Origin of the sequence: Pseudomonas sp. NPDC090201, assembly GCF_044746825.1 — a bacterium.
Classification (GTDB): domain Bacteria; phylum Pseudomonadota; class Gammaproteobacteria; order Pseudomonadales; family Pseudomonadaceae; genus Aquipseudomonas; species Aquipseudomonas putida_AD.
This window is the reverse complement of the sequence record NZ_JBIVCX010000007.1, coordinates 90410-106977: the sequence shown is the minus strand read 5'-3', so window position 1 is coordinate 106977 and position 16568 is coordinate 90410. Positions and strand designations below refer to the sequence as shown.

Genomic DNA, 16568 nt, shown 5'->3' with positions numbered 1-16568 from the left:
CACCCCCCTGTCGGCGCGCGCGGGCCCGCCCCCGCGACTTTACACACCCTGATGTGCTGAATGGCACACCTCGTCGCGGGCAAGCGCGCTCCTACAGGGAGTACCGCACAAATAAAAAGGGCCGGATATCGCTATCCGGCCCTTTTGATCGTTCCCACGCTCTGCGTGGGAACCCGACCAGCCATCAACCCGCCGTCAGCAACGACTTGGTCAGCTTGGCCTGTTCGTCAGCGTGGTACGAGGAACGCACCAGCGGGCCCGACGCAACGTTCTTGAAGCCCATCTTGTAGCCTTCCTCGGCGAACCAGGCGAAGGTGTCCGGGTGCACGAAGCGCTGCACCGGCAGGTGGCTGCGGGAAGGTTGCAGGTACTGGCCCAGGGTCAGCATGTCGATGTTGTGCTCGCGCATGCGCTGCATCACTTCGATCACTTCCTCATCGGTCTCGCCCAGACCCAGCATCAGGCCGGACTTGGTCGGAACGTGAGGGACCATTTCCTTGAAGCGTTGCAGCAGGGTCAGCGACCACTGATAGTCCGAGCCCGGACGCGCAGCCTTGTACAGGCGCGGCACGGTTTCCAGGTTGTGGTTGAACACATCCGGCGGCGTGGCAGCGGTGATTTCCAGCGCGATGTCCATGCGGCCACGGTAGTCCGGAACCAGCGTTTCCAGTTGCACGTTCGGCGACAGGGCGCGGATTTCGCGGATGCAGTCGGCGAAGTGCTGGGCACCGCCGTCACGCAGGTCGTCACGGTCAACGGAGGTGATCACGACGTACTTGAGTTTCAGGTCGGCGATGGCAACCGCCAGGTTCTTCGGCTCGTCCGCGTCCAGGGCTTTAGGACGGCCATGACCCACGTCGCAGAATGGGCAGCGACGGGTGCAGATGTCGCCCATGATCATGAAGGTCGCGGTGCCGCCGGAGAAGCACTCACCCAGGTTCGGGCAGGACGCTTCTTCGCAGACGCTGTGCAGCTTGTGCTTGCGCAGCAGCTGCTTGATGCGGTCGACTTCCGGGGAAACCGGAATGCGCACGCGAATCCAGTCGGGCTTTTTCGGCAGCTCGACCGTCGGGATGATCTTCACCGGGATGCGAGCAACTTTTTCCGCACCGCGCAGCTTCACGCCGGCTTCAACTTTGGGACGCGCTGCACGCTCAGGCGTTACAACGTTCACTGTCGGGATCAGGGTCTCTGTAATCACGGCTGTCTCTGCCGCTTCATGCGCAGTAGTCATATCAATCGATTCCGCCCGCTAGGGTCGTCTGCTCAGCATAGTCGAGGTGTCTGACGAGCTGCGCACGCAGCCGGGCACTAACCTCGGCAAATTCAATCGGCCCTGCCAGATCGCGCAGCTGGGTCATGGCCAGCCCCGCGTACCCACAGGGATTGATCCGTTGGAACGGCTCCAGGTCCATGTCGACGTTCAACGCCAGCCCATGGAACGAACAACCGTTACGGATACGAAGGCCCAGGGATGCGATCTTCGCCCCATCGACGTAGACCCCCGGTGCCTCGGGTCTGGCAGCTGCCGTGACGCCGTAGCTGGCCAGCAGATCGATCAGGCTGTTTTCGATCCGGGTGACCAGTTCGCGCACGCCAAAACCCAGGCGACGCACGTCCAGCAACAGGTAAACCACCAGTTGACCGGGACCATGATAAGTCACTTGGCCACCGCGATCGACCTGTACCACCGGAATATCACCCGGAAGTAGTAGATGCTCGGGCTTTCCGGACTGCCCCTGGGTGAAAACCGGCGGGTGCTGGACCAGCCAGATTTCATCAGGTGTTTGCCGATCGCGCCCGTCGGTGAAGCGCTGCATGGCTTGCCAGGCGGGCTCGTAGTCGATCAGTCCGAGATCACGAAAGCCCAGACGTTCGCCCATCACAGCACCATGTGCACGAAACCTGTGGCCCGCAGCTCGCTGTTGATGTTGTAGAGCTGATCCTGGTCGGTGGCGAGGATGTGCAGCTGCACGGTGGTGTACTTGCCGTTGCTGCTCTGGCGTTCGTCCACGCGTTCATCGTTGATCTTCGCGTGCTTGCCGACGATCTCGATGGCTTTGTCTTTATTGCCGGCTCCGGTATCGCAAATGATCTTGATCGGATAATCGGCGCATGGGAATTCGATTTTTGGGGCTTTAACTTCGGTATCTGTCATGGCAGTAACGGCCTCGTAAGCCGGAAAACGGACAGGCCCCCACCGCGAAAGCGGCAGGGGCACACGGAACGCTGATCGTTTCCGGGATCAGTAACGATCAGTTGAACAGACTGTAGAAGAACATGCGAATGCTGTCCCACAGGCGGCGGAAGATACCACCTTCCTCAACGCCGTCCATCGCGATGAGATTAGCGGTGCGCACGACCTTGTCTTCCAGCTTCACTTCAACCTGGCCGATCACGTCGCCCTTGGCGATAGGTGCAACCAGCTTCGGATTGATGGTCATGCTGGCGGTGAGCTTCTTCATCTCGCCTTTAGGCATGGTCATGGACAGATCGTCGGCCAGGCCGGCCTTGACCTGACGCTCGGTGCCTTTCCAGACGGCAGCCTGGGCCAGTTCGGTGCCCTTCTGGTAGAAGGTCTGGGTTTCGAAGAAACGGAAACCGTAGGTCAAAAGCTTCTGGGTTTCAGCAGCACGGGCCTGCTCGCTGTTGGTACCGAACACCACGGCAATCAGACGCATGCCGTCACGAACGGCCGAGGACACCATGCAGTAGCCGGCTTCTTCGGTGTGACCGGTTTTCAGACCGTCGACGGTCTTGTCACGCCACAGCAGCAGGTTGCGGTTCGGTTGCTTGATGCCGTTCCAGAAGAACTCTTTCTGCGAGTAGATCGCGTAGTGAGCCGGGTCTTCGTGGATGATCGCACGTGCCAGCAGCGCCATGTCGTGCGCGGTGGAGTAGTGATCCGGGTTCGGCAGGCCGGTCGGGTTCATGAAGTGGCTGTTGACCATGCCCAGGTCGCCAGCGGTCTTGTTCATCATGTCGGCGAACGCATCTTCGCTGCCGGCGATGTGCTCGGACACCGCGACGCTGGCGTCGTTGCCCGACTGGATGATGATGCCGTGCAGCAGGTCGCTGACAGTCACCTGGCTGCCGACCTTGATGAACATCCGCGAACCACCGGTGCGCCAGGCGTTTTCGCTGATGGTCACAGGGTCGTTTTCGCCGATCTGGCCGCGACGGATTTCCAGGGTCGCAATATAGGCCGTCATCAGTTTGGTCAGGCTGGCCGGCGGCAGGCGCTGGTCACCGTTGTTCTCCACCAGAACGTTGCCGCTGTTGGCATCCATCAGCACATAAGCCTTGGCAGCCAGTTGCGGTGGCGATGGCGTCATCTGCTCTGCCGCGAAGACGGCAGGCGCGGTGAACAGTGGAATAAGCAGGCAAAGTCTTTTTGCGAAGGTGGTGATGTTCATCCGTCTCTCGAAAATGCTAATGGGCAAACATGCCCTTGCGGGCAAAGCGGTGGTGCCGGGCTTTCCCGGCAAACGGGCCCACATTCTACAGATGTGCCCGTGAAATGTGGCTGACAACCCTTGCTCTGGCGGCAAGTCTGATCCAATTGTTACTGATCTGAAGTGACGACGCTCGGCGACCCCAGGTTGGCCGATCTCACACTGTTCTGCAGCTGCGCGGCTTCACCCGGCGTGTCGACCGGCCCCATCCGCACGCGATAGAGCGTCTGCTGGTTGCGAGCGATCGAGCTCACGAAAACCGGCGCCCGCACCATCCCGCTCAGCTTGGACCTCAGGAGTTCCGCAGCGTCCGGGTTGGCGAAGGCTCCCACCTGGAGAAACAGCCCAGACGCTGGTCCGGAAGCGTTTTTTTTTGCATCGATCGGAACCGGCGATACCGGCGCGGCATGCTGCTGCGGCGGTGGCGTCCATTGCTCGATGGTGCCCGCCGACGCGGTAATCACCGGCGCCGCCGGTTGCGGACGTGCCGCCGGGCCGCTGAGCGCCACTTGCGGCTGATCCAGCATCAACGGCGCAGGCTTGCCACGCTGGGCCCAGTACTGGGCCGGGTCGATGCCTTCAACCTTGACCCGCGCGGTGCCGATCTCGGCATAGCCGAGCTTCTTGGCGGCCGCGTAGGACAGGTCGATGATGCGGTCCGAGTAGAACGGCCCACGGTCGTTGACCCGCAGGATCACGGTACGGTTGTTGTCCAGGTTGGTCACGCGAACGTAGCTGGGCAGCGGCAGCGTCTTGTGCGCCGCGCTCATGCCGTACAGGTCGTAGACCTCGCCGTTGGCCGTGTTCTGGCCGTGGAACTTGGTGCCGTACCAGGAGGCCGTGCCGGTCTGCACGTAGCTGGCCGAGTCGCTCAGCGGGAAGTAGGTCTTGCCCAGCACCGTGTAGGGGTTGGCCTTGTAGGCGCCGGTGTGGAGCGTTGGCACGGCGTCGGGAATGCGCGACACATCGACATCCCACCACGGCGCGCCGTCCTTGTGGGCACGGTTGATGTCCAGCCCCGGCTGGGAGCGGATGATGTTGCCTTGCTGGGTCGGTCGACTGGTGGAACAGCTGACGACCAGCAGTGCCAGCGCCGCGAAGGCCATCAGTTTCAATGGTTGTTGCATCGGCAATGACCGCATTACTTGACGCCCCGAGCTTGAACAAGCAGTTCAGACAGCTGATGCACGGCCATGGCGTACATCACGCTGCGGTTGTACCGCGTGATTGCGTAAAAATTCTTCAAACCCATCCAGTATTCAGGGCCATTGTCGCCTTCGAGGCGAAAAGCCGTGACCGGCATATCATCGCGCAGCGCATCATGACTCGCCCAGCCCAGGGCTCGCAACTCCCCGACGGTCTTCACAGGCTCGATGCCCGGGCTCAGACCCTGGTCGACACGGTCGCCACTGACGCTCGCCCGGCTCACGACACCTTCGCCCGCGACCCAGCCATGGCGCTTGAAATAACTCGCGACGCTGCCGATGGCATCGTCCGGGTTGTTCCAGATATTGATGTGGCCGTCGCCGTCGAAATCCACCGCATAAGCTCGAAAACTGCTCGGCATGAACTGCGGCAAACCCATGGCGCCGGCGTACGATCCCTTGAGCGTCAAGGGGTCGACCTGCTCTTCGCGGGCCAGCAGCAGGAACTCTCGCAGCTCCTTGCGGAAGAATTCCGCACGAGGAGGATAGTCGAAACCCAGCGTCGATAACGCATCGATTACCCGGTAATTTCCGGTATTTCGACCAAAAAATGTTTCAACGCCAATGATCGACACGATCACCTGGGCAGGCACGCCGTACTCTTTTTCAGCACGTGCAAGCACCGCCTCATGCTGGCGCCAGAAGTCCACGCCACGAGCGACGCGGGCGTCGGTGAGGAACATCGGGCGGTAATCCTTCCACGCCTTCACCTTCTCGGCAGGCCGTGAAATGGCATCAAGAATCGACTGTTTGCGCTGCACATCACGAAACACTTCGATCAGTTGTTCACCCGCGAAACCGTAGTCGCGCGTCATGTCACTGACGAACTGAGCGACCTGGGGCGAACCCTCATAGTCGCCGGCAAGCGACTCCTGCACTGACCCGAGGATGCCCATCAGACCGACCAGCGGCACATATCGAGCAGCCCAGCCACGCACTACCTGCATTGAATTCTTTACCTTAGGAAAACCTGAACGGTTTCTCACCTTAATCAAACCTGAGCGATCCACTTGCGGTGGGTATGGATCGACATCAAAACCCCAAACGCTGACAGCAGCGTCACCAGCGAAGTTCCGCCATAACTAATGAAGGGCAACGGCACACCTACCACCGGCAGCAAACCGCTGACCATACCGATGTTGACGAAAACATACACAAAAAACGTCATTGTCAGGCTGCCCGCCAAGAGCTTGCCGTAGAGCGTCTGGGCCTGGGCGGTAATCACCAGGCCCCGACCGATCAGCAGCAGATAGATCAGCAGCAGCGCACAGATGCCCACCAGGCCGAACTCTTCGCCCAGTACCGCGATGATGAAGTCGGTGTGGCTTTCCGGCAGGAAGTCCAGGTGCGACTGGGTGCCCAGCAGCCAGCCCTTGCCGAAGACGCCGCCCGAACCGATGGCCGCCTTGGACTGGATGATGTTCCAGCCGGTGCCCAGCGGATCGCTCTCGGGGTCGAGGAAGGTCAGGATCCGCTGCTTCTGGTAGTCGTGCATGAAGAAGAACCACATGGCCACGGCCACGGGCACGGCAGCGGCAAGCACGCCGATGATCCAGCGCCAGCGCAGGCCGGCCATGAACAATACGAAGGTGCCCGACGCCAGGATCAGCAGCGAAGTCCCCAGGTCAGGCTGGCGCACGATCAGGATGAACGGCACGCCGATCAGCGCCAGGCTCACCGCAACGTGCTTCAGATGCGGCGGCAGCGTGCGTTTTGACAGGTACCAGGCGATGGTCGCCGGCATGATGATCTTCATGAATTCCGAGGGCTGGAAGCGAATCACCCCGGGAATGTTGATCCAGCGCGTCGCGCCCATGGCGTTGTGGCCCATGACGTCCACCGCCACCAGCAACAGCACGCCGCAGACGTAGGCTACCGGCACCCAGCGGGCCATGAAACGCGGCTCAAGCTGAGCGATGACAAACATCGAAACCAGACCGATGCCGAACGAGGTAGCCTGTTTGATCAGCAGGTCCCAGCTCTTGCCGCTGGCCGAATACAGGACGAACAGGCTGCCGGCGGCAAGCGTCAGCAACAGGATCAGCAACGGGCCATCGACATGGATTTTTTGCAGAAAGGTGGCGCGACGGCGCATCACATCTTCGCTGGAGAGGATGCGGTCGAAATTACTCTTCACGGGCCGCGGTCTCCGGAGGCAGTGTATTGCTGGCGTATTCGGGTTTCAGGCGGCCATCCGGGCCCAGCAGCCACGCATCCATGACCTGGCGGACCACAGGCGCGGCGACCCCGGAGCCGGACTCGCCGTTCTCGATCATCACCGCCACCACGATTTTCGGGTTGTCCGCCGGGGCAAAGCCCACGAACAGGGCGTGGTCGCGATGGCGCTCCTGGACCTTGGAGCGGTCATATTTCTCGCCTTGGCGGATGGCAACGACCTGCGCCGTACCACTCTTGCCCGCGATGCGGTACTGGGCGCCGGCCGACGCCTTGCGCGCCGTACCACGCGCGCCGTGCATCACCTGCTGCATGCCATGGTTGACCTTGGCCCAGTCGGACGGGTCGCGCAGGACGATGTCCGGCATCGGGTTGGCATCCACAGGCTTCTGGCCCTCGATGGTCTTGGCCAGGTGCGGGCGGTTCCACTTGCCCTTGTTCGCCACCAGCGCAGTGGCCTGCGCCAGTTGCAACGGGGTGGCCTGCATGTAGCCCTGGCCGATCCCCAGGATCAGGGTTTCGCCGGGGAACCACGCCTGACGGCGGGTGATGCGCTTCCAGTCACGCGATGGCATCAGCCCCGGCGACTCTTCGAACATGTCCAGCGAGACTTTCTGGCCGATGCCGAACTTGTTCAGGTACGAAGACAGCCGGTCGATGCCGACCTTGTGCGCCAGATCATAGAAGTAGGTGTCGTTGGAGCGCATGATCGCGGTGTCCAGATCGACCCAGCCGTCACCGGTACGGTTCCAGTTACGGTATTTGTGATCGTAGTTGGGCAGCATGTAGTAGCCGGGGTCGAAGACCCGGGTGCTTGCCGTCACGACGCCAGTGTCCAGGCCGGCGATGGCCACGGCCGGCTTGATGGTCGAGCCCGGCGGGTACAGGCCGCGCAGGATGCGGTTGAACAGCGGACGGTCAACCGAATCGCGCAGCTCGGAATAGGCCTTGAAGCTGATGCCTGTCACGAACAGATTCGGGTCGAAGCTTGGCTGGCTGACCATCGCCAGCACTTCGCCGGTGCTCGGGTCCAGCGCAACAACCGCGCCACGGCGCCCGCCCAGCGCAACCTCGGCGGCTTCCTGCAACTGAATGTCGAGGCTCAGGACGATGTCCTTGCCGGGCACGGGATCTGTGCGCTTGAGCACGCGCAACACCCGCCCGCGAGCGTTGGTTTCGACCTCTTCATACCCCACCTGGCCGTGCAGGTCAGGCTCGTAGAAGCGCTCGATACCGGTCTTGCCCATGTGGTGGGTGCCGCTGTAGTTCACAGGATCGAGGGTTTTCAGCTCTTTCTCGTTGATCCGGCCCATATACCCGACCGAGTGCGCGAAATGCGCGCCCTGCGGGTAGTGGCGAATCAACTGTGCGACCACTTCAACGCCTGGCAGGCGGAACTGGTTGACGGCAATCCGGGCGATCTGTTCTTCGGTCAGCTCGAACAGGATTGGCACCGGCTCGAAAGGCCGGCGCCCCTGCTTCATGCGTTTTTCGAAGATGATCCGGTCGTCCGGCGTCAGTTCGAGCACTTCGACGATGGTGTCCAGGATCTTGGCCCAGTCACCGCCGGAACGCTCGCGGGTCATGCTCAGGTTGAAACTGGGCCGGTTGTCAGCTATCACTACGCCATTACGGTCGTAGATCAGGCCGCGACTCGGCGGAATCGGCTGCACGTGAACCCGGTTGTTCTCAGACAGGGTCGAGTGGTAGTCGTACTGGATGACCTGCAGGAAATACAGCCGCGCCACCAACACGCAGATCAGCACGATCACGATGCCAGCGCCGACCACGACACGGTTACGCACCAGTCGTGCGTCCTTTTCGTGATCTTTCAGGCGTATCGGCTGAGACATTTAGGGCGTGTTCACAGTGAAGGCAGCGGCGCTACTTGTGATAAGGGTGACCGGACAACACCGTCCAGGCACGATAAATCTGCTCGCCGATGAGGATGCGCACCAGCGGGTGCGGCAACGTCAGCGGCGACAACGACCAGCGCTGCTCGGCACGGGCACAGACTTCCGGCGCCAGCCCTTCCGGGCCGCCGACCATCAGGTTGACCGTGCGCGAATCCAGTCGCCAACGGTCAAGCTCGCCCGCCAGCTGCTCTGTACTCCACGGTTTGCCATGCACCTCGAGGGTGACGATCCGCTCGCCCGGCTGCACTTTCGCCAGCATGGCCTCACCTTCATGACGGATCAGGCGGGCCACGTCGGCGTTCTTGCCGCGGGTATTGAGCGGAATCTCCACCAGTTCGAGGGCAAGTTCCGATGGCAGACGCTTGGCGTATTCGTGCCAACCTTCTTCCACCCACTTGGGCATGCGTGAACCGACGGCAATCAGGCGCAGACGCACGACAAGCCCTTATTCGTTGCCTGGCGTGTGGTGCGCGCCGCTGGCGGCACGGCTCTGCTCGGCGCCCATCCACAGACGCTCCAGATCATAGAACTGGCGAGCTGCGGCGGTCATCATGTGCACGATCACGTCGCCCAGGTCCAGCAGGACCCAGTCGCTTTCGCCCTTGCCTTCTTCGCCCAGCGGCTGTGCGCCACGGGATTTGACGTTCTCGCGAACCTTGTCGAGCATCGCGTTGATCTGACGGTTCGAGGTACCGGTGGCGATCACCATGTAGTCGGTCAGGCTGTGCTTGTCCTTGACGTCGATGACCTGGATGTCCTGGGCCTTCACGTCTTCCAGGGCGGCCTTGGCCAGTTCAACCAGCTCTTCGCCGGACAGGGAAATCTTTTGCTGTGTCATATAAAACTCATTCAGTTCAATTGGGCGCGCGGTACAGTCCGTGCGCCTCGATGTAGGCCAGTACCGCGTCTGGCACCAGAAAACGTACCGACTTACCGCTGGCCAGCAGTTGACGGATCTGGGTGGCAGACACCGAAAGCGGTGTCTGCCAGACGAATGTAATGTGTCCGCCCGGGCCTTTGAGGGCCTTCGGATCGCTGACCGCTCGCGCCGCCAGCAGGTTGCGCATGGCGTCAGGCGACTCGCTGTCGGCGTCCGGGCGTTGCAGCACCACGATATGGCAGTGCTCCAGCAACTCTTCCCATCGATGCCAGGTCGGCAGGCCACAAAAGGCATCCCAACCCAGCAGTAAAAATAGCTGATCATCGACGGCAAGTTCTTCGCGCATCGATTCCAGCGTGTCGATGGTGTAAGACGGTTTGTCCCGCAGCAATTCGCGGTCGTCCACCGTCAATGGCGACACGCCTTGCACCGCGCTGCGAACCATCGCCAGACGGTCCTGCGCAGATACACCTGGCATATCGCGATGAGGTGGCCGGGCGCTGGGCGTCAGGCGCAACTCATCGAGTTCAAGCAGCGCGGCGACTTCCAGGGCGCCGCGCAAATGGCCGATGTGCACCGGGTCGAAGGTCCCGCCCAGCATGCCGATACGTTTCGGCGTGCGCGAGGCTTTCTTCCCGGCAGACTTGACCACTGTTTTCGTATTCTTGCCCGTCGGCTGCCGAAGGTCGGCCAAGTCAGACCGGCCCCTGCCCGCGCAATTGGCGACCATCGCCGACCACCAGGTACTTCTCGCAGGTCAGGCCTTCCAGGCCAACCGGACCCCGGGCGTGGATCTTGTCGGTGGAAATGCCGATTTCCGCGCCAAGGCCGTATTCGAAACCGTCGGCAAAACAGGTGGGTGCGTTGATCATCACCGAGCTTGAATCGACCTCGGCCATGAAGCGGCGCGTCTGACCCTGGTGCTCGGAGATGATGGCGTCGCTGTGATGCGAGCCGTAATGATTGATGTGCTCGATGGCCTGGTCCAGGCCGGTCACTACGCGAATAGACAGGATCGGCGCCAGGTACTCGGTGTGCCAGTCATCTTCGGTGGCCGCAATCGCCTCGATCAGCTCGAGGGTGCGCTCGCAGCCGCGCAGCTCGACGCCCTTCTCGCGGAACTGGGCAGCCATCTGCGGCAGGAAATCGGCGGCAATGGCCTGATCCACCAGCAGGGTCTCCATGGCGCCGCAGATGCCGTAACGGTAGGTCTTGGCGTTGAACGCGATGCGCTGGGCCGCTGCCAGATCGGCGTGGGCACTGACATAGACGTGGCAGATGCCATCCAGGTGCTTGATCACCGGCACCCGGGCCTCACGACTGACGCGCTCGATCAAGCCCTTGCCGCCGCGCGGGACGATCACGTCCACGTATTCAGGCATGGTGATCAGGGCGCCAACGGCGGCGCGGTCAGTGGTTTCCACCACCTGAACCACGGCAGCGGGCAAACCGGCCTCGGCCAGACCGCGCTGAATGCAGGCGGAAATGGCACGATTGGAATTGATGGCCTCGGAGCCGCCACGCAGGATGGTGGCGTTGCCGGACTTCAGGCACAGGCTCGCGGCGTCGATCGTCACGTTCGGACGCGACTCGTAAATGATGCCGACCACGCCCAGCGGCACGCGCATCTTGCCGACCTGGATGCCCGAAGGCTGAAAACTCATGTCACGGATGGTGCCGATGGGGTCCGGCAGACCTGCGACCTGACGCAAACCGGCGATCATGCTATCGATGCGCGCAGGGGTCAGGGCCAGACGTTCCAGCAGGGCAGCTTCCAGACCATTGGCGCGACCGGCGGCCAGATCCTGTTCGTTGGCGGCGACCAGCTCGTCACGGGCAGCGTCCAGCGCGGCAGCGGTGGCGGCCAGCGCGCGGTTTTTCTGCGCGGTACTGGCGCGGCCGATCACACGCGAAGCTTCGCGGGCGGCGCGACCCAGGCGGGTCATGTAGTCAAGAACGGACTCAGTCATGGTCTCAGAGGTCTTGGCAGAGAAGAAAGCGGCCGATTATAGCTGCCGGGCGTGACGAACGACAGCGGCGACAGGCGGATGGTCGATATAAGCCGGTTTTGTTGGGTGAAACACCTCCCATTCCTCGCCGACATACTTCTGTAGGAGCGCGCTTGGTCTGGGCCGCATCCGGACGACGGCGGCATGTCGGTGACATTTGTAATGTCTGCCACGGCCAGGTCGCGGGCAAGCGCGCTCCTACAAGATCGATGTATCCATCGCGATTCGGCCATTCAGCTGCAATTAAGCCCCGGATTGCTATCATCGCCAGCCACACCATCACGTTGCCCCGCCCATGCCCGAGCATTCCCAGCGCGCCCTGCCCGACAGTTTCTTCGACCGCGACGCCCAGACCCTCGCCCGCGATCTGCTGGGCAAGGTCGTGCGGCACAAGGTCGGCGACCTGTGGTTGTCGGCACGCATCATAGAGACCGAAGCCTATTACCTCGAGGAAAAAGGCAGCCATGCGTCCCTTGGCTACACGGAAAAGCGTAAGGCTTTGTTTCTGGATGGCGGGCACATCTATATGTACTACTCCCGAGGCGGCGATTCGCTGAACTTCAGCGCCCACGGCCCGGGCAATGCGGTGCTGATCAAATCGGCCTATCCATGGGTTGATGAAGCCAGCCTGCACGGGCTCAGCGACGAAAACAGCCTGGCGCAGATGCAGCTCAACAACCCCGACGCCAGCGGCAACCTGCGTCCCCGCGAACGCTTGTGCGCCGGGCAGACCCTGCTGTGCAGGGCGCTGGGCCTGAAGGTGCCGATGTGGGACGGCAAGCGCTTCGATCACCAGCGGATCTTCGTCGAAGACGTCGGCCAACATCCGCAGCGCATCATCCAGACCTCTCGCCTGGGCATCCCGACCGGGCGCGACGAGCACCTGATGTACCGCTTCGTGGACGCCGAGTATGCGCGCGTCTGCACACGGAACCCTCTGCGACGCGGCCAAGTCGAAGGCCGCGACTACCTTTTCATCGAGCAAGGACACTGACCCATGGGCGCATGGCTCGACAGCATCACCGCATGGCTGACCCTCAATCCGTCCTGGTTGGGGGCCGCGCTGTTTCTGGTGTCATTCCTGGAATGCCTGGCCATCGCGGGCATCATCGTGCCCGGCACGGTGGCACTGTTCGCCATTGCCGCGCTGGCAGGGACCGGAATCCTGGACCTGCACCAGGCACTGCTGCTCGGCTTTCTCGGCGGTCTGCTGGGTGATCTGGTGTCCTACTTTGTTGGCAGACGTTTCCACCAGAACATCCGCCGCCTGCCCGGCCTGCGCCATCACCCTGAATGGATGACGGGCGCCGAAACCTATTTCCAGCGTTACGGCATCGCGAGTCTGTTGGTAGGCCGCTTCATCGGTCCGCTGCGCCCGATGCTGCCGATGGTCGCGGGGATATTCGACATGCCGTTCGTGCGGTTTGCCGCCGTGAGCGTGGTGGCGGCGGCGGGCTGGTCCATGGCCTACATTCTTCCGGGCTGGGCGGCAGGTGCAGCGGTGCGTCTGCCGTTGCCCGAAGGCTTCTGGCCACAAGCCGGCGTGGTCGGTGCGGGCCTGGCGATCCTGCTGGGCGTGGGGGTTCACTGCAGCGCCCACGGCAAACCCTACGCGACCCGCCTGATCGCGCTGGTCAGTTTTGTCCTGCTGGCGGCCGTGTTTCTCGGTTGGCCGTACCTGGCGCACCTCGACCAGGGTGTGATGACCCTGGTGCAGGAGCATCGCAGCGCGGCGGCGGAAACCTTCGTCGTGCTGGTTACAGGTCTTGGCGACTTCCGCACGCAATTCTGCGCGGCGGCCCTGCTGTTGCTGATCCTGGTGGCGACCCGGCAGTGGCGCCATGCGATCTTCGCCTGCTCGACGACACTGGGCGCGGCGATCATCAACCAGTGCATGAAACACACCTTCGCCCGCGCCCGCCCGGAAGTCCTGGCCGAACCCTTGGCCACGTTCAGCATGCCCAGCGGGCACGCGTCAGCCTCTTTCGCGCTGTTCATGACCCTGGCGGTGCTGGCAGGGCGAAGCCAGCCGGTCCGGTTGCGCCTGACCTGGCTGTTGCTCGGGGCGATTCCGGCGGCGTCGATTGCGATGTCGCGCGTCTACCTGGGCGTGCACTGGCCCACGGATGTGCTGGCGGGGATGCTACTGGCGTTCTTCGCCTGCGCGGCGAGCCTGGCGCTGGTTGAGAAAAACGAGCCGTTGCCTGCACTGCCGCTGCGAGTGTGGTGGTTGCTGCTACCAGCGATCGTCGCGCTGCTGGGCGGATTTGCCTTCCACTCGCTGGCCCATGGGCTGATTCGGTATGAGTATTGAAGCCACAACCTCCACCCCTGTAGGAGCGCGCTTGCCCGCGACGGCGGCGTGTCAGGCGACATCTTCGTGATGGACAGAATGCCATCGCGGGCAAGCGCGCTCCTACAAGGGGAATCTACGCCTGCATATCCCCCTGCATCTCATCGAGCAGGTCCTGGATGGCGTCGAGCCGTTCTTCGGCGTCGTCGATCTCCAGCAATTCGATCTTGTCTTCTTCGGCGAACGGCAACAGGTAGGCCAGCTGATTGCTCAGCGACTGCTGACCACTGGCGGTCAGGCCCATGTTCAAGGCCGCTACCATCGGATGCTCACCCAGCGCAGCCAACAGCGCGACCAGGTCTTCGTCCTCTTCCTGCAAGGGCTGCTCTTGCGGGTCTTCCAGCCACTGCACCTCGGCGATCAGCAGGTTGTCGCGCTGGGCTTGCGCCTCGATCACGCGGAAACGCCGCCCGCCGACCACACGAATGCCCAGCAGGCCGTTGTCCTGTTGCTGGAAGTCAGTGACCAACGCTTCGCAACCGATCTGCGAGAAACCTTCGGGCACATCGCCCACTTCGCTGCCTTCGGTGATGCAGACCACGCCGAAGCCTTTGCCTTGCTTCATGCAGCGCCCGATCATGTCCAGGTAACGCGCCTCGAATATCTGCAAATCCAGGACACAGCCCGGAAACAGCACGGCGTTCAGCGGAAACAGGGGCAACGACATAAATCCATCCTCAAGCAACCCATCTTCAAGCCACCAGAGACACCGCCAACGGCAGGAACAACGCCGTGGCGACGCCCATCAGACTCATCGCCAGTGCCGCGAAGGCACCACACTCTTCACCTTCCTGCAACGCAGCCGAGGTGCCGACCGCATGGGCCGTCAGCCCCAGCGCCATGCCTCGGGCTTCCGGGCTCTGCACACCGGCCAGCGTCAACAGGCCGGGGCCGAATATGCCGCCGATGACACCTGTAATCAACACGAAAACCGCAGCCAGCGCCGCCACGCCGCCAATTTGCTCGGCCACCAGCATCGCGATGGGCGAAGTGACCGACTTGGGCGCCATGGTCATCAGGATCATGTGATCAGCGCCCAGCACCCAGCCCAGCGCCACGCACAGCCCGGTCGCAAGCACGCCGCCAATCAACAGCGTAGTCAACACCGGCCAGAACAACTGCCGGATACGCCGCAGATTCAGATAAAGCGGCACAGCGAGCGCCACCGTCGCCGGGCCCAGCAGGATGCTGAGGATGTCGGTGCTCTTGCGGTACTCGGCGTAGTCCAGCCCGCAGGCGACCAACACACCGATCACCACCAGCATCGACACCAGCACCGGCTGCAGGAACACCCAGCGGGTTTTCTCGTAGCCGGCCAGCACCAGTTGATAGGCGCCCAGGGTAATGGCGATGCCGAACAGCGGATGGTGGATCACCGACAGCCATGCGCCTTGCCAGTCCAGACTCATGACGGCTCCCTGGGGCTGGGCTGATGCCCGGTGTGCTGGCGGTCGATGAGTTTTTGCATCAGCCAGCCGGCAAAGGTGAGCGAGATCATTAACGACAATACCAGGGAGCCTACAATGGCCCAGAAATCGTTGGCGATCTGGCCGGCGTAGACCATCACCCCCACGGCCGGAGGCACCAGCAACAGCGGCAGATAACGCAGCAGGCTGCCTGCGGCCAGGCTGATGGGCTCGCTGACTTCACCGCGAACCATCAGGTAGATCATCAGCAGCACCAGCCCGATGATCGGCCCCGGCAGTATTGAAAGGATCAGATGATTGAGCGCCGTTCCCAGCAACTGGAACAGCACCAACCACGTCAGGCCTCTTAGCAACATAGAAAACTCCAGCAAATTCGCGGCGGCATTATACGCATGCAGCCTGGCAGGCTATGGGATGGTATTCGCCAGAACCCGGGGTTCTTGACCAACGCCTGTGGGCGTGGTGATCTTTGTGCCAACACGCACACCTGTAGGAGCGCGCTTGCCCGCGACCTCGCCGTGTCAGGTGATAAAAATGCCACAGGCAGACCGCCGTCGCGGGCAAGCGCGCTCCTACAAGAAACCTCAAACCACGCAAGAACGACGCCCAAACGGTAATTCAGTTAAAAATAGTTGATTCACTAAGGAGAGTATCGATGCCCTATGTACCTGTTGCAGAGCTCAAGAGTTATGAAGGCAAGGAACTGGGAAGTTCCGAGTGGCTGACGATCGATCAGGCACGTATCAATCTGTTTGCCGAGGCCACTGGCGACTTCCAGTTCATCCACGTTGACCCGGTAAAAGCGGCGCAAACGCCGTTCGGCTCGACCATCGCCCATGGTTTCCTGTCGCTGTCGCTGATCCCCAAGCTCATGGAATCGCTGCTGGTCATGCCCGAAGGGCTGAAAATGGCGGTCAATTATGGCCTGGACAGCGTACGTTTCATCCAGCCGGTGAAGGTCGATTCGCGCGTTCGTCTAAAAGTTGCCCTGATCGAAGTCACCGAAAAGAAGCCTGGCCAATGGTTGCTCAAAGCCACTGCAACGCTTGAAATCGAAGGGCAGGACAAGCCTGCGTTCATCGCTGAACCCCTTTCCCTCTGCTTCGTGTAAGCGCCCCTGAACATGAAACAGTCGTAACTGACTGTTT

18 protein-coding genes are annotated in these 16568 nt (G+C 62.0%); 3 read left to right on the top strand and 15 right to left on the bottom strand.

Features of this window, described 5'->3' with window-relative positions:
- Positions 1–184: 184 nt before the first annotated feature.
- From lipA to ACIPOO_RS19285, 12 genes are all read right to left on the bottom strand, one after another.
- Positions 185–1234, bottom strand: coding sequence for a lipoyl synthase (gene lipA, locus ACIPOO_RS19340; protein WP_274136550.1), 1050 nt, complete (start codon positions 1232–1234; stop codon positions 185–187).
- A gap of 1 nt (position 1235) precedes the next feature.
- The gene (gene lipB, locus ACIPOO_RS19335) at positions 1236–1883 is read right to left on the bottom strand and encodes a lipoyl(octanoyl) transferase LipB (protein WP_274136551.1); all 648 of its coding nucleotides are present in this window, start codon (positions 1881–1883) and stop codon (positions 1236–1238) included.
- A complete protein-coding gene (locus tag ACIPOO_RS19330) occupies positions 1883–2158 on the bottom strand; it encodes a DUF493 domain-containing protein (protein ID WP_274136553.1) in 276 nt (91 codons plus the stop codon). The genes lipB and ACIPOO_RS19330 overlap by 1 nt, the downstream gene beginning before the upstream one ends.
- Before the next feature lie 97 nt (positions 2159–2255).
- Entirely contained in the window at positions 2256–3416 is a 1161-nt protein-coding gene (locus ACIPOO_RS19325) for a D-alanyl-D-alanine carboxypeptidase family protein (RefSeq protein ID WP_274136555.1), read from the bottom strand.
- A gap of 149 nt (positions 3417–3565) precedes the next feature.
- Positions 3566–4597, bottom strand: coding sequence for a septal ring lytic transglycosylase RlpA family protein (locus ACIPOO_RS19320; RefSeq protein WP_274136557.1), 1032 nt, complete (start codon positions 4595–4597; stop codon positions 3566–3568).
- Positions 4597–5607: a lytic murein transglycosylase B gene (gene mltB, locus ACIPOO_RS19315; protein ID WP_274136564.1), complete on the bottom strand. Its 1011-nt coding sequence runs from the start codon at positions 5605–5607 to the stop codon at positions 4597–4599. Before mltB ends, ACIPOO_RS19320 begins: the two co-directional genes overlap by 1 nt.
- Before the next feature lie 44 nt (positions 5608–5651).
- Complete coding sequence (gene rodA / locus ACIPOO_RS19310; RefSeq protein ID WP_400609224.1) at positions 5652–6755, bottom strand: rod shape-determining protein RodA; 1104 nt, start codon at positions 6753–6755, stop codon at positions 5652–5654.
- Positions 6756–6786: 31 nt separating this feature from the next.
- Positions 6787–8688 (bottom strand): penicillin-binding protein 2, encoded by a 1902-nt coding sequence (mrdA, locus tag ACIPOO_RS19305; protein WP_400609076.1) that lies wholly within the window; start codon positions 8686–8688, stop codon positions 6787–6789.
- A 31-nt stretch (positions 8689–8719) separates the two neighbouring features.
- On the bottom strand, positions 8720–9187 hold the full coding sequence (gene rlmH / locus ACIPOO_RS19300) for a 23S rRNA (pseudouridine(1915)-N(3))-methyltransferase RlmH (protein ID WP_400609074.1): 468 nt from the start codon (positions 9185–9187) through the stop codon (positions 8720–8722).
- Between the two features lie 9 nt (positions 9188–9196).
- Positions 9197–9589, bottom strand: coding sequence for a ribosome silencing factor (gene rsfS / locus ACIPOO_RS19295; RefSeq protein ID WP_274136561.1), 393 nt, complete (start codon positions 9587–9589; stop codon positions 9197–9199).
- A gap of 16 nt (positions 9590–9605) precedes the next feature.
- The gene (nadD, locus tag ACIPOO_RS19290) at positions 9606–10361 is read right to left on the bottom strand and encodes a nicotinate-nucleotide adenylyltransferase (protein WP_400609072.1); all 756 of its coding nucleotides are present in this window, start codon (positions 10359–10361) and stop codon (positions 9606–9608) included.
- The gene (locus ACIPOO_RS19285; RefSeq protein WP_400609069.1) at positions 10327–11601 is read right to left on the bottom strand and encodes a glutamate-5-semialdehyde dehydrogenase; all 1275 of its coding nucleotides are present in this window, start codon (positions 11599–11601) and stop codon (positions 10327–10329) included. Before ACIPOO_RS19285 ends, nadD begins: the two co-directional genes overlap by 35 nt.
- A 334-nt stretch (positions 11602–11935) precedes the next feature.
- On the opposite strand from ACIPOO_RS19285, the gene ACIPOO_RS19280 reads away from it, so the two are divergent.
- Positions 11936–12634 (top strand): DNA-3-methyladenine glycosylase, encoded by a 699-nt coding sequence (locus ACIPOO_RS19280; RefSeq protein ID WP_400609067.1) that lies wholly within the window; start codon positions 11936–11938, stop codon positions 12632–12634.
- A gap of 3 nt (positions 12635–12637) precedes the next feature.
- Complete coding sequence (locus ACIPOO_RS19275; RefSeq protein WP_400609064.1) at positions 12638–13954, top strand: bifunctional DedA family/phosphatase PAP2 family protein; 1317 nt, start codon at positions 12638–12640, stop codon at positions 13952–13954.
- A 115-nt stretch (positions 13955–14069) separates the two neighbouring features.
- On the opposite strand, the gene ACIPOO_RS19270 is transcribed toward ACIPOO_RS19275, so the two are convergent.
- The 3 genes from ACIPOO_RS19270 to ACIPOO_RS19260 are packed head-to-tail and all read right to left on the bottom strand — an operon-like array spanning position 14070 to position 15776.
- Positions 14070–14660, bottom strand: coding sequence for an LON peptidase substrate-binding domain-containing protein (locus ACIPOO_RS19270; protein WP_274136300.1), 591 nt, complete (start codon positions 14658–14660; stop codon positions 14070–14072).
- Positions 14661–14685: 25 nt separating this feature from the next.
- Positions 14686–15402, bottom strand: a complete 717-nt coding sequence (locus tag ACIPOO_RS19265; protein ID WP_400609062.1) for an LrgB family protein — start codon at positions 15400–15402, stop codon at positions 14686–14688.
- The gene (locus ACIPOO_RS19260) at positions 15399–15776 is read right to left on the bottom strand and encodes a CidA/LrgA family protein (protein WP_274136298.1); all 378 of its coding nucleotides are present in this window, start codon (positions 15774–15776) and stop codon (positions 15399–15401) included. The genes ACIPOO_RS19265 and ACIPOO_RS19260 overlap by 4 nt, the downstream gene beginning before the upstream one ends.
- Positions 15777–16075: 299 nt before the next feature.
- On the opposite strand from ACIPOO_RS19260, the gene ACIPOO_RS19255 reads away from it, so the two are divergent.
- The gene (locus ACIPOO_RS19255) at positions 16076–16531 is read left to right on the top strand and encodes a MaoC family dehydratase (protein ID WP_274136297.1); all 456 of its coding nucleotides are present in this window, start codon (positions 16076–16078) and stop codon (positions 16529–16531) included.
- The last annotated feature ends 37 nt before the right edge of the window (positions 16532–16568 follow it).